Source organism: Rhizobium sp. IBUN, from assembly GCF_000510625.1.
Lineage (GTDB): Bacteria > Pseudomonadota > Alphaproteobacteria > Rhizobiales > Rhizobiaceae > Rhizobium > Rhizobium altiplani.
Genome location: NZ_AZNV01000006.1, coordinates 160284 through 183681, shown reverse-complemented (window position 1 = coordinate 183681; position 23398 = coordinate 160284). Strand labels below are relative to the sequence as shown.

The 23398-nt window shown below is 58.9% G+C and carries 19 protein-coding genes; 17 read left to right on the top strand and 2 right to left on the bottom strand.

The window, feature by feature from the left end; all coding sequences use genetic code 11:
* Positions 1-85: 85 nt before the first annotated feature.
* Positions 86-922 carry an alpha/beta hydrolase gene (locus RHIBUN_RS0108645; protein WP_198011806.1) on the top strand — a complete coding sequence of 279 codons (837 nt, stop codon included), beginning with the start codon at positions 86-88 and terminating at the stop codon, positions 920-922.
* Positions 923-1733: 811 nt separating this feature from the next.
* Positions 1734-3248 (top strand): peptide MFS transporter, encoded by a 1515-nt coding sequence (locus RHIBUN_RS0108635; RefSeq protein ID WP_037215292.1) that lies wholly within the window; start codon positions 1734-1736, stop codon positions 3246-3248.
* A gap of 96 nt (positions 3249-3344) precedes the next feature.
* On the opposite strand, the gene RHIBUN_RS0108630 is transcribed toward RHIBUN_RS0108635, so the two are convergent.
* Positions 3345-3833 carry a YqhA family protein gene (locus tag RHIBUN_RS0108630; RefSeq protein WP_245271646.1) on the bottom strand — a complete coding sequence of 163 codons (489 nt, stop codon included), beginning with the start codon at positions 3831-3833 and terminating at the stop codon, positions 3345-3347.
* A gap of 468 nt (positions 3834-4301) precedes the next feature.
* Here RHIBUN_RS0108630 and RHIBUN_RS0108625 point away from each other — a divergent pair, with 468 nt between their 5' ends.
* The 15 genes from RHIBUN_RS0108625 to ligD all read left to right on the top strand — a co-directional run bounded on the left by RHIBUN_RS0108625 (position 4302) and on the right by ligD (position 21988).
* Complete coding sequence (locus RHIBUN_RS0108625; protein ID WP_025659271.1) at positions 4302-4835, top strand: Na+/H+ antiporter subunit E; 534 nt, start codon at positions 4302-4304, stop codon at positions 4833-4835.
* Positions 4828-5088 carry a monovalent cation/H+ antiporter complex subunit F gene (locus RHIBUN_RS0108620; protein ID WP_025659270.1) on the top strand — a complete coding sequence of 87 codons (261 nt, stop codon included), beginning with the start codon at positions 4828-4830 and terminating at the stop codon, positions 5086-5088. Before RHIBUN_RS0108625 ends, RHIBUN_RS0108620 begins: the two co-directional genes overlap by 8 nt.
* Before the next feature lie 4 nt (positions 5089-5092).
* Positions 5093-5350, top strand: a complete 258-nt coding sequence (locus RHIBUN_RS0108615; protein ID WP_025659269.1) for a hydrogenase subunit MbhD domain-containing protein — start codon at positions 5093-5095, stop codon at positions 5348-5350.
* Between the two features lie 3 nt (positions 5351-5353).
* Positions 5354-5695, top strand: coding sequence for a monovalent cation/H(+) antiporter subunit G (gene mnhG, locus RHIBUN_RS0108610; RefSeq protein WP_025659268.1), 342 nt, complete (start codon positions 5354-5356; stop codon positions 5693-5695).
* Positions 5692-6375 carry a hydrogen gas-evolving membrane-bound hydrogenase subunit E gene (gene mbhE, locus RHIBUN_RS0108605; RefSeq protein WP_025659267.1) on the top strand — a complete coding sequence of 228 codons (684 nt, stop codon included), beginning with the start codon at positions 5692-5694 and terminating at the stop codon, positions 6373-6375. The genes mnhG and mbhE overlap by 4 nt, the downstream gene beginning before the upstream one ends.
* 10 nt (positions 6376-6385) lie before the next feature.
* Positions 6386-6754: a cation:proton antiporter subunit C gene (locus RHIBUN_RS0108600; protein WP_025659266.1), complete on the top strand. Its 369-nt coding sequence runs from the start codon at positions 6386-6388 to the stop codon at positions 6752-6754.
* Positions 6748-9834, top strand: coding sequence for a proton-conducting transporter membrane subunit (locus RHIBUN_RS0108595; protein WP_025659265.1), 3087 nt, complete (start codon positions 6748-6750; stop codon positions 9832-9834). Before RHIBUN_RS0108600 ends, RHIBUN_RS0108595 begins: the two co-directional genes overlap by 7 nt.
* A gap of 138 nt (positions 9835-9972) precedes the next feature.
* Complete coding sequence (locus RHIBUN_RS0108590) at positions 9973-11403, top strand: basic amino acid/polyamine antiporter (RefSeq protein ID WP_025659264.1); 1431 nt, start codon at positions 9973-9975, stop codon at positions 11401-11403.
* 189 nt (positions 11404-11592) lie between these two features.
* The gene (locus tag RHIBUN_RS0108585; RefSeq protein ID WP_025659263.1) at positions 11593-13026 is read left to right on the top strand and encodes a basic amino acid/polyamine antiporter; all 1434 of its coding nucleotides are present in this window, start codon (positions 11593-11595) and stop codon (positions 13024-13026) included.
* A gap of 19 nt (positions 13027-13045) precedes the next feature.
* On the top strand, positions 13046-14290 hold the full coding sequence (gene arcA / locus RHIBUN_RS0108580; RefSeq protein ID WP_025659262.1) for an arginine deiminase: 1245 nt from the start codon (positions 13046-13048) through the stop codon (positions 14288-14290).
* Positions 14291-14404: 114 nt separating this feature from the next.
* Positions 14405-15487, top strand: coding sequence for an efflux RND transporter periplasmic adaptor subunit (locus RHIBUN_RS0108575; protein WP_245271645.1), 1083 nt, complete (start codon positions 14405-14407; stop codon positions 15485-15487).
* Positions 15484-18570, top strand: coding sequence for an efflux RND transporter permease subunit (locus RHIBUN_RS0108570; protein WP_025659260.1), 3087 nt, complete (start codon positions 15484-15486; stop codon positions 18568-18570). The genes RHIBUN_RS0108575 and RHIBUN_RS0108570 overlap by 4 nt, the downstream gene beginning before the upstream one ends.
* A gap of 646 nt (positions 18571-19216) precedes the next feature.
* On the top strand, positions 19217-19972 hold the full coding sequence (locus tag RHIBUN_RS0108565) for an ImuA family protein (protein WP_025659259.1): 756 nt from the start codon (positions 19217-19219) through the stop codon (positions 19970-19972).
* A 679-nt stretch (positions 19973-20651) separates the two neighbouring features.
* On the top strand, positions 20652-20939 hold the full coding sequence (locus RHIBUN_RS0108555; protein ID WP_025659257.1) for a DUF982 domain-containing protein: 288 nt from the start codon (positions 20652-20654) through the stop codon (positions 20937-20939).
* Positions 20939-21988, top strand: coding sequence for a non-homologous end-joining DNA ligase (ligD, locus tag RHIBUN_RS0108550; RefSeq protein WP_025659256.1), 1050 nt, complete (start codon positions 20939-20941; stop codon positions 21986-21988). Before RHIBUN_RS0108555 ends, ligD begins: the two co-directional genes overlap by 1 nt.
* A gap of 443 nt (positions 21989-22431) precedes the next feature.
* On the opposite strand, the gene RHIBUN_RS0108540 is transcribed toward ligD, so the two are convergent.
* Positions 22432-23322, bottom strand: a complete 891-nt coding sequence (locus RHIBUN_RS0108540; protein ID WP_245271644.1) for an SMP-30/gluconolactonase/LRE family protein — start codon at positions 23320-23322, stop codon at positions 22432-22434.
* Between the last annotated feature and the right edge of the window lie 76 nt (positions 23323-23398).

Here is a 23398-nt window from a genome sequence, read left to right as displayed (position 1 = left end):
CGCTGCGTCCCTTGCAATTCCAACCTCTTTCAGCGTTGCAGCCAACGCTGCATCCACGAAGCACTCCACTGAAGGAAGCAAAAGCATGAGCACTGTAACCACCAAGGACGGCGTTGAGATCTTCTACAAGGACTGGGGTCCGAAGGACGCACAGCCGATCATGTTCCACCACGGCTGGCCGCTGTCGTCCGACGATTGGGACGCACAGATGTTGTACTTCCTCGCCAATGGATATCGCGTCGTCGCCCATGACCGCCGCGGTCACGGCCGTTCGGCCCAGGTCTCCGAAGGTCACGACATGGACCATTACGCCTCCGATGCGTTTGCCGTCGTCGAGCACCTGAACCTGAAGAATGTCGTGCATATCGGTCACTCGACAGGCGGCGGTGAAGTCGCTCGCTATGTCGCCAAGCATGGTCAAAAGGCCGGCAGGGTCGCCAAGGCGGTTCTCGTCTCCGCCGTTCCACCGCTCATGGTCAAGACGGCCTCGAACCCCGAGGGCCTGCCGATCGAAGTTTTTGACGGCTTCCGTTCGGCACTTGCCGCCAACCGCGCGCAGTTCTTCCGCGATGTTCCGGCCGGCCCATTCTATGGCTTCAACCGCGACGGTGCGAAGATCCAGGAAGGCGTGATACAGAATTGGTGGCGTCAGGGCATGATGGGCGGCGCCAAGGCCCACTATGATGGCATCAAAGCGTTCTCCGAAACCGATCAAACGGAAGACCTGAAGGAAATCACCGTACCGACGCTTGTCCTACACGGTGAGGACGATCAGATTGTGCCGATCGCGGATTCGGCACTCAAGTCGACCAAACTTTTGAAAAACGGTTCGCTCAAAACCTATCCAGGCTTTTCGCACGGGATGCTCACGGTTAACGCCGATGTCCTGAACGCCGATCTCCTGGCCTTCATCAAGGCGTAAAGCCAGATGCGCTGGGTGCGGCGAGAAATCGCCGCATCCGTCTTAGTCAATCGGTAGATTGTCGACAACTTAGCACACGCCTCAACTTCAAAAACGTCTAACGCGGCTATGCCAGTGTTCCAGCAGCTTAGCCACCCAACTCCGTTGAAAGGGGCTCTAAGTGGTCAATAGCAGAGTGTGCGGAGCATTCCTGCGTAATTGGGCTTTGCCTTGCAGTCAGTCTTGCCTTTGACGCGCCTGGGGCCCGGGTTCCTATTTGCCGACTTCGTGCTGAGCGCGGCATTGCTGTTAACATCGATGGGCTCGGTAAGGGGAGCGCACGCTAAAAGCGAGGCTCCTGCAATGGTCAAGCAGATGACTAGGAGCAAAGAGCGTAACATGATCGTGTCTTCCACCAACTATGGTTGCTCGAGAAAGATTTCCTATGGAGGATAATGGTGCGCCAACCACGAGTATCAATCGCGTATCTAGCAAATTCGTTTCCAGAGGTGGGCCGTACTCGCGTCAAGCAGCATTGATATGAAGAAACCTCCTCGCAGGAAGCGCCCGACCGGCTCTATGGACCGCCCTTGCAATCCAGCCCCATCGCCTAAGCAAAGTTGCACACTCGAAGTCCGCCAGTGCGCCGCCTTAAGTCCGGTTTAGCCACGCTTTGTCCTCATAGACCTAACCTGATATCACCTTTGCGATCGCTCAAAGCTGCAATCAATCTCATCCAATATGCTGCTGACGCCAAGGTTACGGTCAGTAGCGCGCGCTTTCCGCGGTGATTGGCGCTATACTCGCGCAGATGTATAACTTGGGGGAGCCGATGACGATGTCTGTCAAGTATCCACCAGGACTGGTTGCGCTTTTTCTCGTCGAGATGTGGGAACGCTTCAGCTACTACGGCATGCGGGCGATCCTCATCCTTTACCTCGTGGATCGGGTCGAGAATAGCGGCCTGGGCCTCACCACGGCCGACGCCGCAGCGATCTATGGTCTGTATACCGCGTCGGCCTACATATTGGCGCTGCCAGGTGGTTGGATCGCCGACCGCTTCTGGGGTTGCAAGCGCGCGATCGTCGTTGGCGGTGTCGTTATCATGATCGGGCATGTCCTGCTCGCGGTCTCCGGCTCCGCCGCAACGGTGTTCTTCCTCGGCCTCTTCTGCATCGCGATTGGCACCGGGCTTCTCAAGCCAAACATCTCGACCATGGTCGGCCAACTCTATGACAAGAACGATATCGGCGGCCGCGACGCAGGGTTCTCGTTCTTCTACATGGGCATCAACATCGGCGCGATTCTCGGAGGACTTATTGCCGGCTATCTCGGCGAGAACTGGGGTTGGCATTGGGGTTTCGGCGCGGCTGCCGCTGCCATGTTCTTCGGGCTTATAAACTTCCTGCGGGCGAGCCGCACCTCGCTTCGCGACAAGGGTGGTGCGCCTGCCCTGCACCGTCACCCCGACGCGGCGACCGGCCGTCGTGACCACCTCTTCACCGGTGCCATCGGTGGCCTCGTCGTCGTCCTGGTCGCCGCAGCAGCGCTAACCGGTCAAATCAATCTGACCAGCGCGCAAGGGTTGGCACAGGCCATGGGCCTGATCATCGTGACTGTGGCCATCGGCTTCTTCCTCAACATCTATTTGGCAGGGGACCTTAGTGGCACTGAGAAGCGGCGCATGATCGTCCTAGCCCTCCTTTTCGTGGCTGCCGCGCTCTTCTGGTCCGGTTTTGAACAGGCCGGCTCCTCGCTCAACCTCTTCGCAAACGACCTCACACAGCGCCAGCTTGGCAGTTTCACCGTGCCTGCCTCATGGTTCCAGAACTTGAACTCGCTCTTCATCATCCTGCTGACCCCGGCTTTTGCCGCGTTCTGGATCTATGCCGAGAAACGCTGGACCATTCCCGTTTTCGTGAAGTTTGGATTGGCGCTCGTCGCGATGGGCCTGGGCTACCTGATCCTAGTGCCGGCGGCGCACACAGCGGCAACGGGCGTAAAGGTTACCGGGCTCTTCCTCGTCTGTACCTACCTGCTGCACACAGTGGGCGAACTGATGCTCAGTCCGGTCGGGCTTTCAACCTTCTCCCGCCTTGCGCCAGAGCGCTTCACCAGCCAGATCATGGGGTTCTGGTTTGTCGCCGCGTCGCTCGGCAACCTGATGGCGGGATTGTTAGCCGCAGGCATGGACACCGAGCATGCCGCCGGACTTCCGGACGCGTTCACCCGCATCTTCCTGATCAGCGCCGGATTCGGGATCGTCCTCGTCCTTCTCGCTCGCCCAGTCACCCGATGGGCGCTCGGCGGAAGTGAGCGGATAGAGGAAACGGCTCCGGCCCAATAGATGTCATTGGTGCTCTCCGGGCAATTTGCCGGGCCCTAAATGGTGCGCAGGCCCGGACCAGGAAGCGGCGAAAACGGGAGTATCTGCGTGACGCCATTACGGCGGGGAGCCTTTGTGCTTAGAAAGGTAGAAAGCAAGCGCAAAGATGATAAGGGCTGTCGCCACCCCCAGATAGACAATTCTCTGCGACCCATCCCACGCAACGGCCTCTCGAAGAAACAGCACCGCAAGCACGGCAATCACCACGCTGACCAAATTTGCTTTCAGGTCTTCGAGATCTTTCAGCATGAGCCATCGGGGGCGCTCCAAATTCTCGTCAATGAAAAGCGTATAAAGGCCGAGACTGATAATGTAGGCGGCTACGGCGATTAGGAAGACATCAATGCCCTCGACGACTCCGATCGCAAACATTTTGACTGCTTGCGTCGAGATAGCAATATCCTCCACTGTATCGCGGATACCTACAGCCATGACCGCAGTTTGGTAAATTATCAGCGATATGGCTCCAATCAACGTCACGACCACTGGCAGGATCATGATATAACGGCTTAATACCAATAGCCTTGCAAACATCTTGATCACCACTCGTCGATCATTGATTGCTTCAATGGAGCTGTCGGGGAGAAAAGTTGCTGCTAACGGCAAGACTGGCAGCAATTCGGCAGAGAGCGTCTTGCCGCTAAGTTACTCCCCGGCTTCTAACTCTGATTAAACTTATGAAATGTTAGCGGAGCATTAAGATAATTTCGAGGATCGAATGTCTTCGAATTGTGTTCTACGCAATAGGGCCTTTGAACGATTTCCCAGAAGAGATTTGAAAGCCCGAACGGCTCTGCTGCACGTTTCAAGCTTGATTTCGATGACATTTGGTTGAGGCTCTGATCACCTTGCGGCTTCTCAGGTTTCGCGATTTTGAGCGAGCAATGCCACAACCTTCGTGGGCGATGTCAGGTTTCGTTCGATCGGTGTCGGCCTTCGGGAGGGCGGCCCCTCTTGATTTCGAGGGGTAACCCTGCTTGATTGCTACTAGCAGTGGCGACGAAGGTCGATGCTATGCCGGCGGAGAGCAAAACTACCGAACGCGGCTTGCCTGAAGCCCTCAAGGGGTTGATCGGCCTTTGGGTTTTGCTGTTCGCGCTCTGGCTGATCGTGAACGCCTCTCTCGCACTGGCGGTCGTGATGACAGGCGCCGTCATCTCCCTTGCCATCGCAGCGATCTTTTCTCGTCGCTATGGACTATGGCAGCAGACCGCGCTGACACCGGGCGCCGCATACCATTTCCTTGCCTTTGCATCGGTATTCTTCATCGAACTGGTGAAGGCGAACGTCAACATGCTGCGCTACGTCTATTCGCCGCGCATCGACATTCATCCCGGCATCGTGAGGATCCCGATGCGGCTGAAATCGCCAATCGGTCGCCTTGCCCTTGCCAATGCGATCGCGCTGACTCCCGGATCGCTGGTCATGGACATCAGGGACGACGCCCTTTTCGTTCATTGGCTCGATGTAAAGACGACAGACCCGGAGCAAGCCGCGGCGATGATCGCCGGCCCCTTCGAAAAGCACCTGGGGGCGGCGTTTGGCTGATTTCATCGTTCGCATTGCCGCCGTTCTCATCTTCTTCAGCATCGTTTTCGGGGCGTTGCGTCTGATCATCGGCAAAACCCTCATGGACCGCGTCGTGGCAATCGACATGCTGACCGTGGTCTCGATCGCGCTGGTGACGCTTTATGCGCATCTTTCCGACCGGTTCGTGTATATCGATGTGGCGCTCGTCTACGGGCTGCTCAGCTTCCTTGCCGTGCTTGCTATCGCTCGTTTCCTGGAAAAGGGACCGTGACACGATGCTAGAGCTTCTCGTCCTGCTGGTGTGCGGCTGCATCCTGATCAGCGGGGTTCTTGCTGTGCGCCTTCCCAATCTCATGACGGCGATGGTGAGTTCGGGGCTCGCGAGCCTGCTTGCGGCCGTCTCCTACGTGCTGCTTGCCGCGCCCGATGTCGCCATGGCGGAAGCAGCAATCGGTTCCGGGCTCGCGACGCTGATCTTTCTCTATGCCATTCGCAGAACCGGCGGCGGAGACGCCGGTAGAGAGAAGGAGTGAGACATGCAGGAGCTATTCGGCAGTATCGTCATTCTCGTCGGCGCGTTCTTTCTCTTTTCCGCTGGCCTCGGGCTTTTGCGCATGCCCGATGTCTTTACCCGCATCCAGGCGGGGACCAAGGCCTCGACGCTCGGCAACATCCTTGTCGTCGCCGGGCTTGGCATCTACCATCCCGATTGGTCGCTCAAGCTCTTGATTGTCGCCGTTTTCGTTCTGATAACCAACCCCCTGTCGTCGCACGCGCTGTCGCGCGCGGCCCATGCGGTACGCACGCCGATGGCGGAGACGACGGTTGTGGACGCGCTTCGCGATGCAGATGAGGCGGCCAAGGAGGGCAAGGCATGACGAAACGCGTCTTCAGCCTTCTTGCCATCCTCGTCTTCGCGTTCATCTTCGCCGGCATCGCAGGCGGATATAGCGAACGCCAGATGCTCTCGCCGCTTGCCCGGCACTATCTCACCGCGGTGCCACAGGATCTCGGCGGAGCGAACGTCGTCACCGGCATCCTGATCACCTTTCGCGGCTTCGATACACTCGGCGAAGTGGCCGTCCTTTTCATGGTGGCTGCGAGCGTCGGCATCCTGCTTGGCGGATCGCCGGCGCAAGACCGCAGGAACGAAGCCCCGCGGCCAAGCGAGCTCGTGGAAAACGGCGCGAAGATCATCCTGCCGCTGATCTTTCTGTTCGGCGCCTACGTGATCATGAACGGTCACCTTTCGGCCGGCGGCGGCTTCCAGGGAGGGGCCGTGGTGGCGTCGGGCGTGATGCTGCTAGTGCTCGCGCGACCCGGTACGCGCCTCCATCAAGGCTTTCTAAGCGTCACGGAATCGCTGGCGGGCGTCATTTACGTCGTGCTCGGGATTTGCGGGCTCTGGTTGGCAGGCGGGTTTCTCGACAGCCACATCCTGCCCAAGGGAGAGTTTGGCTCACTCGCCAGCGCCGGCGCGATCCCGGTGATTTCGGCGCTGTTGGGCATCAAGGTCGGGGCGGAGCTCAGCGTCGTCATCGATCGCTTCAGAAGCTGAAGGAGGAAACATGGGGCTGCCGGTGTCGCACATTCTCATGGTCACGGGCTTCGCGCTCGTCCTCATCGGCTTCTGGGGGATGCTTAGCCATCGCAACATACTGCGCATCATCATCGGCTTTTCGTTGATCAATACCGGCCTGCATCTGGTGATGGTCGCGACAGGCTATATAACCGGGGGAACGGCTCCGATTATCGACAAGGCGCTTTCAATCTCTGAAGCAACTGTGCGTTCGGTTGATCCCATCCCCGCCGCGCTGGTGGTCACGGCGATCGTCATCGGCTTTTCCGTGACCGCCGTGATGCTTGCTTTTGCGATCCGTATCCATGATGCCAGGAAAACCCTTTCCATCGACGCGCTGACGGAATCGAAATGGTAAGCGGCGTGCTGCAACCGCTGACGATCTTCCTGCTCGGCCTTGGCGGCGGCTTTCTCATCCCGCTTGTCTATCGCATTGCCAAGCCGCTCCCGGCCATCGTCTTCTTCACCGCCCTTGCCGGCATGACGCTGGTCTCGGTAGTCCAGTTGTGGTGGATGCTCCATGGCGGGTCGACAAACGAGATCTATACCGCCGGAGCGATCCCACCCTTTTCCATTAATCTGCGCTTCGGGCTTTGGGAGGGGCTTTTCGCCGTTAGTGTGAACCTCGCCGCAATGCTCGGCGTCTGGCAGCTTTGGGGCCGGCTGCGTAACTCCTATGCGGCACTGCTGCTCTATCTCATACTGGTCATGGGCATCAACGGCATGGTGATGACCCGCGATCTCTTCAACCAGTTCGTGTTTTTGGAAATCATGTCGATTGCCACCTACGGCCTGCTTGGGACGGAGAACAGCCCTGCGGCACTTTCGGCAAGCTTCAAGTATATCATGGCAACGGTGCTCGCTTCATCATGCTTCCTGTTGGGCTCGGTGCTGCTTTACCACGTCACCGGAACCCTCAACATCGACGACATGATCGAACACAGAGCGCTGATATCAGGCCCGATCGGCACGACGGCGCTTCTCTTTGTCCTATCGGCGCTGATCCTCGAACTGAAACCCTTTCCCGCCAATGGCTGGGGTCTCGATGTTTACGAAACTGCGCCCGCCGGGATTGCGGCCCTCATCTCCGGTGGCGTGTCGGCGGGCGTCTTCTTTGCGCTGTTCAAGCTGTTGCCGCTGTTTGCGAGCCATTACGACCTCATTGCCTGGGCGGGTGGCCTGACCTTCCTCTTCTCCAATCTCGCCGGTCTGCCGCAGACGAAGGTGCAGCGCCTGCTCGGCTATTCGTCGATTGCGCAGATGGGCCTGCTGATGCTGTCGCTTGCCTTGCTGCGAGAACTCGACGCCGACGAAGCGATGCCGCTTGTGGTCGGCGGACTGTTCTTCAATCATCTTTTCGCGAAAGCCGGCCTGTTCTGGCTGGCCGGTGCGGTTGGGCTCCCACGCACCGCGGCATGGCCTGCCATCGCCAACCGACCGCTGACGCTCCTCGTCTTTGCCATGTTGCTGGTCGCAATCTCCGGTCTGCCACCTTTCCCCGGCTTCTGGGCAAAGTGGGAACTCGTGGTGCGGCTTGCCGCGGGCGAGCGCTACGGCTGGGTGATCCTCATTCTGGCTGGGTCGCTTCTCGAAGCTGCCTATATGTTTCGCTGGTTCAAGCAGTCGACACGGGCGTCGGCCGAGATTGACGAAGCCTGGCCCAGGATTGCTGCACTCGCACCGTCGCTTGTCTGCGTGATGCTACTGACTGCGGGGGGCTGGATCGCATCGCGACTTGCCGGGGTTGCCTCGCTCCAGCTTTTCCTGCCGCTCCTGGCGGGTCTCGTCGTCTTCTGCTTGGACTTTCTTCCAGGCCGGATCAAATGCGTGCTGATGCTCGCGCTCGTGTTCTTTCTCGGCATGGCGCAAGTCTCTTTGATGTCCGGGCTCAATCAGCTGTTCGCCGCCCTTCTGCTTGGGGGCGGGCTCGTCGTTGCCATGGCGGGGCTTTATCGCACCGATCAGCGTCCCGGCTACTATCCATTCATGACGGTTCTGCTGCTTGCGATCGTCGGACTGCTTTGGGCGCCCACCAGTCTCGAGTTCTTCTTCAACTGGGAACTGATCACCCTGTCGACCTATTTCCTCATCATGCAAGGGCGAAGTGCGCATCCGCATGCCTTGCCCTTCCTGATGTTTTCCCTGATTTCGGCCTTCTGCATTCTTTCCGGTTTCGGGCTCGCGGCTGCAGCGAGCGGCACCATCTCCCTGAACGCGCTCGTTTCATCCAGCATGGCGTCGATGGCATTCACCCTCTTGGGGATTGGCTTTCTCATCAAGGCCTGTGCGATCGGCCTGCATGTCTGGCTTCCCGGCGCCTATGCAGAAGCCGATGACGACATGTCGGCGATGCTGTCGGCCGTGGTCAGCAAGGTCGCGATCGTCGGCCTGTTTCTTGTCACCTATCTGGCGATAAGGGCAAACACGGGGTTGGAGCTTGCGCATGTGATGGCCTGGATCGGCCTTCTGACCACGCTTGGCGGTGCAGCGATGGCGCTCAAGCAGGATGACGTAAAGCTCATGCTCGCTTATTCGAGCATGAGCCAGATAGGCTATATCATAACGGCCATCGCGATGATGAGCCATCTTGGCTGGGTGACGGCGATGTATCTCGTCGCCAACCATCTGATGGTCAAAGGCATTCTCTTTCTTGTGGCAGCTGCCGTCATTTTGCGAACCGGCACGCGCCGCTTCGATGAAATCAGCGGACTCATGACGGCAATGCCGCTCACTTTCGTGCTTGCCGTCGTCGCGTTGCTGTCGATGTCGGGACTGCCGCCACTCGTCGGCTTCGGCGCCAAATGGCTGCTCCTCAGTGCCATGATCGATCGTGGGTGGTACGGGCTGGCCGCGCTTGGCGTGGCTGCGACCTTGCTCGGTCTGCTTTACATGTTCCGCTTCGCCTACGCGATCTTCCTAAGCCCACCGAATGGAGACCGGCTATATCTGCGTGAAGCCCCGATCAGCCTGCTTGCGCCGCAGGTGCTGCTTGCGGCCGCCATTCTGGCACTCTCATTTTTCCCGAAACTCGTGATGGGTCCGATTTCGGCAGCAATCGACCCGCAATTTTCCTCAAGGCTGGTGTGGCAGGGAATGTCGCTCGAAGAGGTTTATGCGCACTGGAATCCGCTGCCAGCGATGACGGTCGCACTTATGCTGTCTGCTGCGATCCTTCTCGTCGCCTGGCTAATTTATCGGGGCAATCTCGGCCGCTTTTCGAAAACGGGCATCGACGCCTTCTATCGCTTTTATAAACCGGCGTTGGCAGCGCTCACCGAACCCCTAGCCAGCGCCGTCTGGAACGGAACCAGCGCTGCGGTCATTGGCGCGGCGCAGTGGGTTCGCCAGGCCTATACCGGCAATGGCCAGACCTACGCGTTGCAGATACTCTGTTACATCATCGTCCTTTATCTTTTCGGGACCTATGCACGTGGTTGATTATCGGCATTCAATACAGGCGCGGCCCGTGCGTGATCCTGCAAACGGGACTGGAGGCGCAGTTTCTCGATTTCTTGCTGAGCACTTTGCGTCAAAGGACGCGCTAAACGTCACCCATCCAACAACTCGGTTTGTGTCATGACCTCTCCCTCTGAAGGAAAGTTTTCGGTTTGGACCTTGATGGCGATGTGTGTGGGCTCGATGGTCGGCGCGGGGATATTTTCCTTGCCACAGGCCTTCGGCCGCGCAACCGGACCGTTCGGTGCCATCATCGCCTGGACGATCGCCGGCGTCGGTATGCTGATGCTCGCCTTCGTCTTCCAATCACTGTCGCGGCGCCGTCCCGATCTCGACGCAGGCATCTATGCCTATGCCAAGGCCGGCTTCGGCAACTATCTCGGCTTCCTCTCGGCTCTTGGCTACTGGTCGGCGGCGCTCCTGGGCAATGTTTCTTATTTCGTGCTCATCAAATCGACACTTGGGCTGTTCTTCCCGATCTTCGGCGATGGCAACACGATACTCGCGGTCACAACGTCTTCCATCCTGCTCTGGTGCATGCATTTCGTCATCCTGCGCGGCATTCGCGAAGCCGCGGTCATCAACACGATCGTTACATTTGCGAAGATTATTCCGATCCTGCTGTTTATCGTCTTCGTGATTGCAGGTTTCAGATACGACCTGTTCGCCGCCAATTTCTGGGGCGGCGGTGACCCGACCTTCGCCGATATTGCGAGCCAGGTGCGCGCGACCATGCTGGTCACGGTCTTCGTCTTTGTCGGTATCGAGGGAGCGAGCGTTTATTCGCGTTACGCGCGCAATCGTGCCGATGTTGGTATCGCGACGCTGACCGGCTTTCTCGGCGTGCTTTTGCTGATGGTTCTGATCACGCTCCTGTCCTACGGGATAATGCCGCGCGCGGATCTCGCAACGCTCAGGAATCCTTCGATGGCTGGCGTGCTGGAAGCGGTGGTCGGGCCGTGGGGTCGGCTGTTCGTCAGCGCCGCTCTGATAATCTCGGTCGCCGGTGCCTACCTTTCTTGGGTGCTTCTCGCCGCCGAAATTCTCTACTCGGCATCGAAGTTCGACACCATGCCGCGCTTTCTTTCCAAAGAGAACGAAAGCGGTGTTCCTTCGAACGCGCTCTGGCTCACCAACATTGTCGTCCAGGTGTTTCTGATCCTCACTCTCTTTGCGCAATACGCTTTCACCCTGGCGCTGGAGCTGACGAGCTCGATGATCCTGATCCCGTACCTCTTAGTTGCCGCTTACGGCTTCAAGCTTGCCTGGACCGGCGAGACATACGACCGGGATTCGTCCGGTCATCGTGGCGACTTCGTGCGGGCCGGTATCGCGCTTCTCTATACCGCCGGACTGATCTATGCCGCAGGCGCCAAACACCTGCTCTTGTCGGCCGCCATCTATGGACCTGGAACGATCCTTTACCTCATGGCGAGACGCGAACAGAATGAGCGCGCCTTTACTTCGAAGGAGACCGCCATATTTATGGTTGCGGCCGTCGGTGCAGTTGTCGCGATTGTGGGCATCGCGACGGGACGCATTAGCATTTAGTTGATCGCGCCGCGGTGAATGGTTGCTCATTTACAGCCAGTGGTCGTAAAAAATTGCAGGCATCGCATATTCGTGGTACTTCAAGCGGATCACAGCCGCAGAGAAACGAATTATCGTTCCAGAGAAAATAAAATTACGCGACGTGCATAAGCTTTAAAAAAGCAACATCAGTTGGCATGAGAGGGCGACATGGCATCTCAATCCACGCAGAAGTTTTCGCGTTTGGCACTCACTGGCATGGTTGTCGGATCCATGGTCGGGGCTGGCATTTTCAACCTACCCGGTCGCTTCGGCGCCGCCACAGGACCTTTCGGAGCCATCATTGCCTGGGCAATCGCTGGTACCGGCATGTACATGCTCGCGCGTGTGTTTCAGGCTCTTGCCGAGAAACGGCCGGACATCGACGCGGGCGTGTTCGCCTATGCCAAGGCTGGTTTCGGCAACTACATGGGCTTCCTTTCGGCCTTCGGTTACTGGCTTGGAAGTTGCCTCGGCAACGTCTTCTACTGGGTGCTCATCGGGTCGACGCTAGGGCGTTTTTTCCCGGGCATCTTCGGCGACGGAAGCAGCGCGATTGCGATCATCGTGTCGCTGGTGGGCGTCTGGGCCTTCCATTTCATGATCCTGAAGGGGGTAGAGCAGGCAGCGTTCATCAACACCGTCGTCACCGTCGCCAAGATCGTGCCGATCCTCGTCTTCATCCTGCTGCTGATCTTCTTTTTCAACTACACGCAGTTCTCCGAGAACTTCTTTGGCGGTGCGGACATGCCGGCAAAGTCGCTAGTCGCGCAGGTCCGCGACACGATGTTGATCACCGTGTTCGTGTTCATCGGCATCGAAGGTGCAAGCGTCTATTCACGCTTTGCTGAAAAACGCTCCGATGTCGGCGCCGCAACCATACTGGGCTTTGTCGGCGTCACCGGTCTAATGGTGGCGGTGACCATGCTTCCCTATGCGGTGATGCCGCAATCGGCGATCGCCGCCGTCCAGCAGCCTTCAATGGCAGCGGTTCTCGAAGCTGTCGTCGGCCACTGGGGTGCCGTATTCATCTCGATAGGCGTTCTGGTCTCGGTATTGGGCGCTTATCTCGCCTGGTCGCTGATCTGCGCCGAAGTGCTCTTTGCCGCGGCCAAGTCCGACGACATGCCGAAGCTCTTTGCCGCGCAGAATGCCAATCGCGTACCAGCCAACGCGTTGTGGTTGACGAACCTGGTCGTGTCGCTGTTCATCATCTCCACCTACTGGTCACGCGACGCCTTCAATTTCATGCTCGACATGACGAGCGTCACCTCGCTACTGCCCTATCTCCTCGTCGCCGGCTACGGCGTTTTGCTTGCCCGCAGCGGCGTGGGCTATGAAACGACGCCCAATGAGCGCGGTCGTGACCAGATCTTCGCCTGGATCGCCATCATCTACACGATCTTCATGTTCATTGCCGCCGGTCTCAAATATGTGCTTCTCGTCGCCGTCCTCCTGGTGCCCGGCACCATTCTCTATGTCTGGGCGCGGCGTGAGCAGAAATTACAGCTGTTTACCTCCACCGAGCTCATCATCTTCGCCGTTACATTGATTGCTGGCCTGATCGGGGCCTACGGCCTGTTGACGGGCATCATCACACCTTGAACAGAAAGGCAGGAGCGTCATGACATCAGACATCCCTTTCGGCGTGCATTCGGAAGTGGGCCAGCTTCGCAAGGTGATGGTCTGCGCGCCCGGACGAGCTCACCAGCGCCTGACACCGAGCAATTGCGACGATCTTCTGTTTGACGACGTGCTTTGGGTCGACAATGCCAAACGCGACCATTTTGACTTCATGACGAAGATGCGCGATCGCGGCGTCGAAGTCGTTGAGATGCACAATCTGCTCGCCGAAACAGTTGCCATCCCGGAAGCGAAGAAGTGGATCCTCGACCATCAGGTCGCTCCAAACCAGATAGGACTCGGATTGCTCGACGAGGTTCGCTCCTATCTGGAGGGGCTTTCCAACCGCGAGCTTGCCGAAACGCTGATCGGCGGCCTGTCGACCTTTGAATTTCCGGAATCGATCGGTGGTGAGCAGCTTGCGCTGATACGCGACGCGGCGGGTGTCAACGAATACCTGCTGCCGCCGCTACCGAACACGCTCTACACCCGCGACACCACCTGCTGGATCTACGGCGGGGTGACGCTCAACGCACTTTACTGGCCGGCCCGCCACGAGGAAACCATTCTCACCACTTCGATCTACAAGTTCCATCCGGACTTCGCCGGAAAGGTGAACGTCTGGTGGGGCGATCCGACCAAGGATTGGGGGCTTGCCACGCTCGAGGGCGGCGACGTAATGCCGATCGGCAAGGGCAACGTGCTAATCGGCATGAGCGAGCGGACCTCACGCCAGGCGATCAGCCAGGTTGCCCAGGCGCTGTTCGAAAAAGGTGCAGCCGAACGCGTTATTGTCGCGGCCATGCCAAAGCTGCGCGCTGCCATGCATCTCGACACGGTCTTCACGTTCGCCGACCGTGATTGCGTCCTGATCTACCCCGACATCGTCGACAAGATCGATGCCTTCTCCTACCGCCCGGACGGCAAAGGCGGCGTCGAACTGCACAAGGACAAGGGCAGCTTCGTCGATACGGTCCGAGACGCGCTTGGCTTGAAGAAGATGCGTGTCGTTCAGACCGGGGGTAATGACTACATGCGCGAGCGCACCCAGTGGGATAGCGGTGCCAACCTCGTCTGTGCTTCCCCGGGCGTCGTCTATGCCTATGACCGCAACACCTACACGAATACGCTGCTTCGCAAGGAAGGTATCGAAGTCATCACCATTACCGGTGCTGAACTTGGACGCGGGCGCGGCGGCGGGCATTGCATGACCTGCCCGATCATCCGCGACGCGGTCGATTACTGACCTTCTTACGCGTGCTCCGGTCGCCCGGGTTACCAATCGCTGACGCGGTGTAAGCCGCGCCAACTTGTGGGTGTGTTCGAGAAGTGAGAGGCCGCCATGCCGTCGCATTCCTTGATGTCGAGACACAAAGCGATTTTCGTGTACGCGGGGCTCGCCGCCCTTGTCCTTTCCGGCTGCCAGAGAAGCGAGGAAAAGGACGAGCTGCCGACGCGGCCAGTCAAGACGCAGGCTGTCTCGTTCAATCCCGAGGATACGTTCGGCTCCCTCGTCGGCGAAATCCAGCCACGGGTCGAGACCAGCTTCGGCTTCCGCCAGGGCGGGGAAATACGGGAGCGCGACGTCGAGGTCGGTGATCGCGTGGAGGTCGGAATGGTGATCGCCCGGCTCGATTCCGAAGATGCTCAGGATGCGCTCCGCAAGGCGGAAGCCAATCTGTTTTCCGCGCAGTCGACCTTCCAGAACGCCGAGACCGAGCGCAATCGCCAGCAGCAACTCTTCCCGCGGACGTCGACCCGTCAGCAGTTAGACGCGGCCATAGCGCAGGCCAATGTTGCCCAGGCCGGTGTCGACGCCGCTGAGGCGGCGATGCGGATTGCCCAGACCAACCTCGACAACCGCACGCTGAAAGCCAATGGTGCCGGCGTCGTCACTGGCATTGGCGGCGAAGTGGGCCAGGTGGTCGGCGGGGGGCAGATGGTCGTCCGCGTGGCGCAGGTTGGTCCGCGGGATGCGGTGTTCCAGGTGCCGGAGGCGACGATCCAGACGGCCAACAGCAATGCCCACGTCGACGTTCGGCTGTTAAGCAATCCAAATGTGAAGGCGAGTGGGTCCGTCAGGGAAATATCGCCGACCGCCAATCCGGTTACGCGCAATTTCACCGTCCGCGTCGGCCTCGACAACGCGCCTGAAGAGTTCCGTTTCGGCAGTTCGGTGCGTGGTACGATCCAGATCGCAGGCGCGCCTGTCGCGCGACTGCCGATGACGGCGCTGTTCAACCAGAACAACCAGCCGGCCGTCTGGGTCGTTGATCCTGCGAGCAACACCACCAAGCTCGTGCCGGTAGAGGTCCATCGATTCGATACGCAGGATTTCCTCGTGAGCAAGGGGCTGTCGAGCGGCGATCAGGTCGTCGTCGCCGGCGTCCAGCAGTTGCGTCCCGGCATGGCGGTTCGCCTGCTTGAAGGAAGCGTCCAATGAACGGAGGATTCAATCTCTCCGAATGGGCCATTCAGCGCAAAAGCCTGATCGTCTTCCTCGCATTTCTGAGTGCTGTCGGCGGCATCCTCGCCTATTTCAATCTCGGCCGCGACGAGGACCCGGAATTCACCTTCAAGACGATGATCGTGTCTGCCGCGTGGCCAGGTGGCACCATCGAGCAGACGACGGACCAGATTACGGACCGGCTGGAGCGGACACTCGAGGAGGTGCCGCATCTCGATCACCTGAGGAGCCTGACCAGCGCCGGCCAGTCAGTGATCTACGTGGTGCTCGACGACGCAACGCCGCCCGACCAGGTCGGTGAATCCTGGTATCAGGCCCGAACCAGGGTCGGCGACATCGTCTCGACGCTTCCGGCTGGCGTCCGCGGGCCGTTCTTCAATGACGATTTCGGCGATACCTTTGGTATCATCTACGGTTTCACTGCCGACGGCTTCGGTGACCGCGAAGTGCGTGACTGGGTCTACGAGGCGCGCAACCGTCTGCTCAAGCTCGACGATATCGGCAAGGTTCAGCTTATTGGCACGCAGGACGAGACGATCTTCATCGAGTTCTCGACCAATCGGCTCGCCAGCCTTGGCCTCAGCATGCCGAACGTGATCTCGACAATTCAGGCGCAGAACGCCGTTCTTCCCACCGGCCAGCTGACGACCGAGCGCGATCGCACGGTCTTGGAGGTCTCCGGCAGTCTCGCCAGCGAAAAGGATCTGCGCGAGCTCAATATTCCGACCGCCTCCGGCTTCGTTCGCCTCGGCGACATCGCCGATATCGTGCGCGGCACCGTCGATCCGCCGCAACCGCGCTTTCGCGTCGACGGCAAGCCGGCGATCGGGCTTGCCGTCTCGATGGCCTCCGGCGGCGACATTCTGCAGCTTGGCCGAAACATCGATACCGTCATGAACCGTTTCGAGCACGACCTGCCGATCGGCATCGACCTGACGCGTGTCGCGAGCCAGCCGACAGTAGTGCAAACCGCCATTCGCGGCTTCACGACTTCGCTGGCGCAGGCCGTCGTCATCGTCCTTGGTGTCAGTTTCCTGGCACTCGGCGTGCGAGCGGGCCTTGCCGTCGCAGTCTCGATCCCGCTGGTGATGGCGCTGACCTTCCTCTTCATGGACATCACCGGCATTGCACTGCAACGTGTCTCGCTCGGTGCGCTGATCATCGCGCTGACGTTGATGATCGACGACACGATGGTGACGGTTGAGATCACCATGGCGAAGCTCGAGGAAGGAATGGACCGCGTGAAGGCGGCAGCGTACGCCTATACATCCACCGCCTTTCCGATGCTTGCGGGAACGCTTGTCACCATTGCAGGCTTCATTCCGGTTGGCTTCGCCCAGAGTTCCTCGGGCGAATACGCGCGCTCGCTGTTCTTCGTGATCGGCTTTTCCCTGATCGTGTCCTGGCTGGTCGCGGTGCTTCTGACACCGATCGTTGGCCTTGCCGTCCTGAAGCCGAGCGAAAAAGCCGGCGAAAAGACCGAGAGCAAGCTTATCCGTGGTTTCAAGAGGCTGCTCGGCGCCTGCGTCCGCATGCGCGTTCTCGTCATTCTGGCGACCGTCGCCCTGTTTGCCGCGTCGCTTTTCGGCTCGCAGTATATGCGCCGGCAATTTTTCCCATCGTCAGATCGTCCGGAATTACTTCTGTCGCTCGTCCTGCCACAAGATGCCTCGCAGGAGGCGACTGCCGCCCAGGTGAAGCGGGTGGAGGAAATCCTCGCCGCCGACGAAGGGGTTGCCAACTGGAGCTTCTACGTCGGCTCCGACCCGATCCGGTTCTATCTCTCGATGGACCTCAATCCACCCGCACCCTTCCGCGCGCAGGCGGTCGTCATCAGCAAGAGCGTTTCCCAGCGGGACGCCCTGCAGCAGAGGCTGCAAAAACTCCTCGACGAACAGTTTCCAGAGATCATCGCTCGTGTCTCTCCGTTGGAAATGGGGCCACCAGTCGGCTGGCCCGTTCAATATCGCGTCAGCGGCCCTGATATCGTCGGTGTGCGCAATCTCGCCTGGAAGGTTGCTGACGTTCTCCACACCCTCCCGGGCGCCGTTCAACCGCACCTCGACTGGAACGAACCTATCCGGAAGGTCGTCATCAACGTCGACCAAGACCGCGCCAGGCTGGTCGGGTTGAACTCGTCCGTTATCGCGCAGACGCTATTTGCGACCTCCTCTGGCCTGCCGATCACCCAGGTGCGTGATTCCATCTATCTGGTCAACGTTGTCGCACGTGCGACGGAGGACCAACGTGTCGACATCAATACGCTGCGTTCGCTCCAGATCCCGGTCGGTCCCAATCACACCGTGCCGCTTTCAAGCATTGCGACGGTGGAATACCAGACAACGCAGCCGTTGATCTGGCGGCATGACCGCTCGACTACGATCACCGTCCAGGCCGACGCGGAAAAAGGAGTGCTGGCGACTGACATCGTCGATGCCGCCACGCCGCAGATCGCTGCACTCATTCGCGACAATCCCAACTACCTCATCGAGGTCGGTGGCTCCGTTGAGGGTGCGGAAGATGGACTCGCAGCAGTCGTAGCCATGCTGCCGGTCATGGCGGTCATCATCCTCATCGTCCTGATGTTTCAGCTGCAGAGTGTGCAGCGCCTCATCCTGGTCGTCAGCGTTGTTCCGCTCGGGTTGATTGGCGTCGTGCTGATCATGTTGATCACTCGCGTGCCAGTCGGTTTCATCGCCGTCCTCGGCATGATCGCGCTCATCGGCATGATCACCCGAAACTCAGTGGTGCTGATCGACCAGATCGATAGACGGATGGAGGAGGAAGGCAGGAGTTGGCAGGGCGTCATCGACGTCACGGCGCAGCGTCTGCGGCCGGTTTTCCTGACCGCCGGTTCGACGATCCTCGGCATGCTGCCGATCATCCGAGATCCGTTCTGGTCGCCGCTCGCCTTTACTGTGGTGGGCGGACTGGTGGTCGCTGCCGCACTGACGTTGATCTTCCTGCCGGCGCTTTATGTCCTGTGGTTCGGGATTCCAGCTGAATTGGAACGACGACCCGCTCCGATTGCCGAGGCCGTGGCGCAGCCCGCATCCTAGGATAGATTGGAAGGTCGTAACTGTTTGCCGGGCCATAGAATTGCCGGGGCATGTCGCATGTTGCATTTCGTGTTGCGTGGATTGGCCGATGGCGCAGGGAACGCCCGTGTCTCAACATCACGCGACGTGATTGCGGCCGTTGACCTTTTCAACGAAGGCTACCGATCGGCTCAATTAGCGGGCCTAGCCTATTCACTCTTGTTCCGGGTGAGGGAGGCAAGGAAAATGCGCCTCGCATCGGTCAATTCCATCTAAAGCGTTCATTCGGGAGCACCCGGTCAGCCGTCGCCGTAATTGCCAAAAAGCACAGACTGGCTCCGCACTGCCTGACTACGGCCTTCCGGTCGAGTTCGATACTCCGGTCGCAGACGCCGCACACCAAGATAATGATTGGGCCGCGATACTTCCGCAAGGTTCTCTCGTCGCAGGAATTTTTTCTCATTGGTAAGATATCGTACGCATTTGAATTTCGACCGGCTACGGCATTGGATTCGTTCGCAAATCATTTTCATGCCACCCCTAGAAAAGCCGAGCTGCCCATGGTGACCGCGAATAGCCCTATTGACTAGGCTGCCTTACAGGAACAAATGTAGAACACAATCGCTTCCAAAGCGAGATGGAACCCATGAATTGACGAAGGCTACAGATGGCGCATGCGAGCGCAAACCCAGTTATCTCCGAGCTTCGCGAGCGTATTTCTCATCTTGATGGCGCCCTATCGCGACGCAAATGCGCCCTGCCATTTGGTGTGCCGGAGATTGATAGCCATCTGCCTGGTGGGGGGCTGGCATTGGGAGCGATCCACGAGTTCGCGGGCGGTGGTGCGGGGGCCGTGGATGGGGCAGCCGCAGCCCTTTTTGCAGCCGGGGTCGCCGCTCGCACGAAAGGGAAGGTGATTTGGTGCCTTACCCGACCGGACCTCTTCTTTCCTGCCCTTGCGCAGGTCGGCCTTCACCCGAACCGGGTAATATTCGTCGAGGCGGACCGAGAGGAGGATGTTCTCGCGTCGATGGAGGAAGCCCTTTCCTACGGTGCACTAGGAGCCGTCGTTGCTGAATTGGTTCGACTGCCGATGACGGCATCCCGACGGCTGCAACTGGCGGCGGAAAAGTCCGGCACACTGGGATTGATTATTCGGCGGTGGCGCCGACAGACCGAGGCAACTGACTTCGGTCAGCCAACGGCCTCGGCCACGCGATGGAGGGTGAGCGTTATGCCATCGGAAGAGCTTCCTGTTCCTGGTGTGGGAAGGGCTCGCTGGATACTGGAGTTAATGAGAGTGAAAGCTGGCGAGTGTGCCGAGTTCGAAGTCGAAGCTTGTGATTTGTCCGGTCGCATTGCGATCCCAACCTCGGCTGGAACCTGGAGTACCGGAGGAAATCGATCCGCCCATGCCAGTTGAGTTTACCAGGATCACTCATCCAATCCACCTTGCTGGTACACGCCGCGTGACGCGCATGTTCGCCGAGCAGTGACGCCGGGTGCTCAACAAATCCTGTCCGATGAAACCGAAGACGACAAAGGAAATGTCATGTCTGCGATGAAGCAAGTGCGCGAGGAAATTAGTCCAGTCGATCAAGCTATAGAGTGGCACGATGGCGATCTGCGTGCCACGATTGCCACGCTGATCGACGACTGCCGCTTCCTTCGAGAGCAGCTCGATACCGCTCGGAAATGCATGAGCAGCGGTCTAACGCGGGGTTGGAAGCCAAGATCTGAGCGATGATCAACTGTGGGAACTGAGCGCAAATAAGTGGCAGAGCCATGCTTGAGGACCTGCCAGTTGGTGCGCCCGGGAGGTACGGGAATCCAACGCAGATTGAGGCAGCATGGCTCGCTGGGTAACGACACAACGCTCTTTGACTTAGGGAGGACTGATATAAAGAGTTGAGCAATCTCGCAAAAAGCCACATCAGAGTGGACCCAGAGAAGTGTTTTCCAAATGGAAACTGCTGTCCTTCAGGGGAAAGACTAACTCCCATGCGACGCTTTTGTTCCGCTGGACTTATATATTTTCACTCCCCTAGACAAACGAATCACTTGGCATTGTAGTGGACGGAGATATGTCAAGGAGTTTCGCCGTGGCCGTCGATCTTCCCGTGTTTATTAAGCCCCTGCAGGTCGAAATCGATGGCATGGGACGATATCGAAAAGCCGAGACCGTCGACCAACTGGCGGCCATGCTGCTCAGCGGCAAATGGCATCATCGCGGCGGCGACAAATTTCACAGTGCGCTGATGCGATCGGTGGAGGCTTTGGAATTCTATACCGATGCCGATATAGCCAGGGCCGCGTTCGTCGATGCTGCCCACGAGGCAGGCATGCACGTACTTCCCGACGACATCGCCGAGATGAAAAAGGCTGGCTAATGGTGAAAGCTCCTCGTGAACGGCCGTTGCTGGCCGACGACCAGCCAATCCGTTCCCGTCCACGAGAGCCGCGCGACCCCAAGCAGCCTCAGCTGCCATTCGACCCAATGCCCGACCGAATCGAGCCGTGCCTGGCGCTTTTGAAGCCGCGCCCGCCGGTCGGCGACGAATGGTTCTATGAAGTAAAATGGGATGGGTATCGGATCGCGGTCCACCTCAACAAGGGTAACGTTCGCATCCTGACGCGCGGCGGACACGACTGGACGCATCGCTTCCCACACATTGACCAGGCGGCTAAGGCACTGGATGTTGGGAGCGCCATCATCGACGGGGAGGCGGTAGTCCTCGATCCCGAAGGTCGCCCTCACTTCGGAATGTTGCAGAACTTGCTCGGGGGACGAGGTGGCAAGCTTCCGTCCGGCCAGGCGATGATGATGGCTTTTGATCTGCTTTATTTCGACGGTCACGATATTCGCAGCTTGGAACTGACGGCGCGACGCTACTTTCTGGAGTCACTCTTGCGAAACGAGGATGGCGCTATCCGCCTGTCCGATACCATTGATGGTGATGGCCGTGAGATTTTTGCCGCTGCATGCCGGCATGGGCTCGAAGGGATAATCGCCAAGAACAAGGACAGCAGTTATCGATCTGGTCGCCTTGGCGATTGGGTCAAGATCAAATGCGTCCAGCGCGACAGCTTTATCGTGGTCGGATACGAGCCGTCGCCTGTGGCGCGGGGAGGGATCGGCAGTCTGCTGCTGGCTGCTCGAAAGGGGGACGCGTGGATTTATGTTGGCAACGTTGGCACGGGTTTCAATGAAAATAGCGCGGCCGCGCTTCGGAAACTGCTGGACCGCATCGTCAGAAGGCGGCCGCCAGTCGTGTACGACGGCCGCCGGGAGGACATTGTCTGGGTGCAGCCGACCCTCATCGCCGAAGTTGAGTATCGAGCATGGACGCATGATGGAAAGCTTCGGCACGCCTCCTACAAGGGGCTGCGAGAGCACCAGGACAATGCGGCGGTGCTCGAAGTCGGCTGCGATTCATGACCTGGAAAGTAGACATGACCAGCACATGCGACTTTCTCATTGGCTGTAAGCTGGGCGACAATGCGCAAAAGGCGGAGGGGTGCACCGCGTTCGAAGAACGACACCTGGAGAAGAACCCATCGCTCTCAAAGCGAATGAGATTGCCTCATTTCAGAGAGGCCGACAAAGCGCCGGAAGTGGTTCCGCACGCCGATGTCCGAGCGGCCGGGAGCTGGCAGGTTACGGCTGCAGGTGAAAGACGAGCCGCATGGGCTCCTACCGCTTCTCCATAGGTGGCGAACCATAGGCTGCCGGACAATAGGCGGCATCCGGAGAACTTGCCAATGTTCGATCGGTTGCAGAGGCGGAACTAAAGTACGACGGCAATCAAGTTCTGATGCGCGGGTAATACCTCATTCCCGATTGTGCGTGCAGCCTACCTATCTTACCGCTGGCGATGGGATCTACCCGAAGCGATTTGTCCTTCGGCCGCGCTTTCCCATGTTAATGGCGAGCAGGGCGCCTTCGAGCGGATTTCCCCTTACCTCTTCGTCCGTCATCGAAAACCGGGCGGAAGTGACGAAAAGAGTGGAAAGGTCATGGCCGCCAAAAGTGCAGCTTGTTGGCTGGGAAACCGGCAGGTCAACGACCCGGTCCACGCGTCCCTTTGGATCTAAGCGGACGATGCAGCCACCACGGGCGACGCGGCAATTCCAGATGAACCCCTCGTCGTCTAGGCACGAGCCATCTGGAAGGCCACGCTCGAAGCCGGCAAATACTGGAACGCGGTTGCGGAGCATAGAGCCGGCGATCTCATAGGAGTAGATCGTGTTTTGAAGCGTGTCCGCCGTCAGCACGGTACCGTCACCCGGCCAGACCAAGGTGTTGGTGATGCCGAATCGATCGTTCGTCAAGAGTAGCACCCTGCCATCGCGGGTGTAACGGTAGAGCCGACCCTTCTCGCCGTTCATTGCCAATGGCGTGCCGTCAGCGGCGATGTTGTTCTGCATCGTGCCGACCCAAAAGGCGCCATCCGGACCGACGACGCCTTCATTCAATCGATTGCCGGTCGTCCCGGGCTCTACTGTCGCAACCGTCCGGAACACGTCTCCGTAATCCCAAAGCGCAATCGTGGTGGCGAGGCCGACAATCGCTCCGCCGTCTTGCCTCAGTCCGATCGAGGTTGGCATGTCAGGCGTCGGCCAGCTTTGGTACTCACCCGTTGCCGGCGCCAGGGCATGGATGGCTCTTCCAACAATATCGACCCACAGCAGGCGCTGCCTGTGGTCATCCCATACTGCGCTCTCCCCCACGATGTTGGCCGCCGTCAGAGCCACCTCAACATTTATTCCCACAGAAACCCCCGGTCCGAATATTGACTGTTGACAGACAGGGTAATCATAAAATACGCATAAATCAATGAAAGCTGTC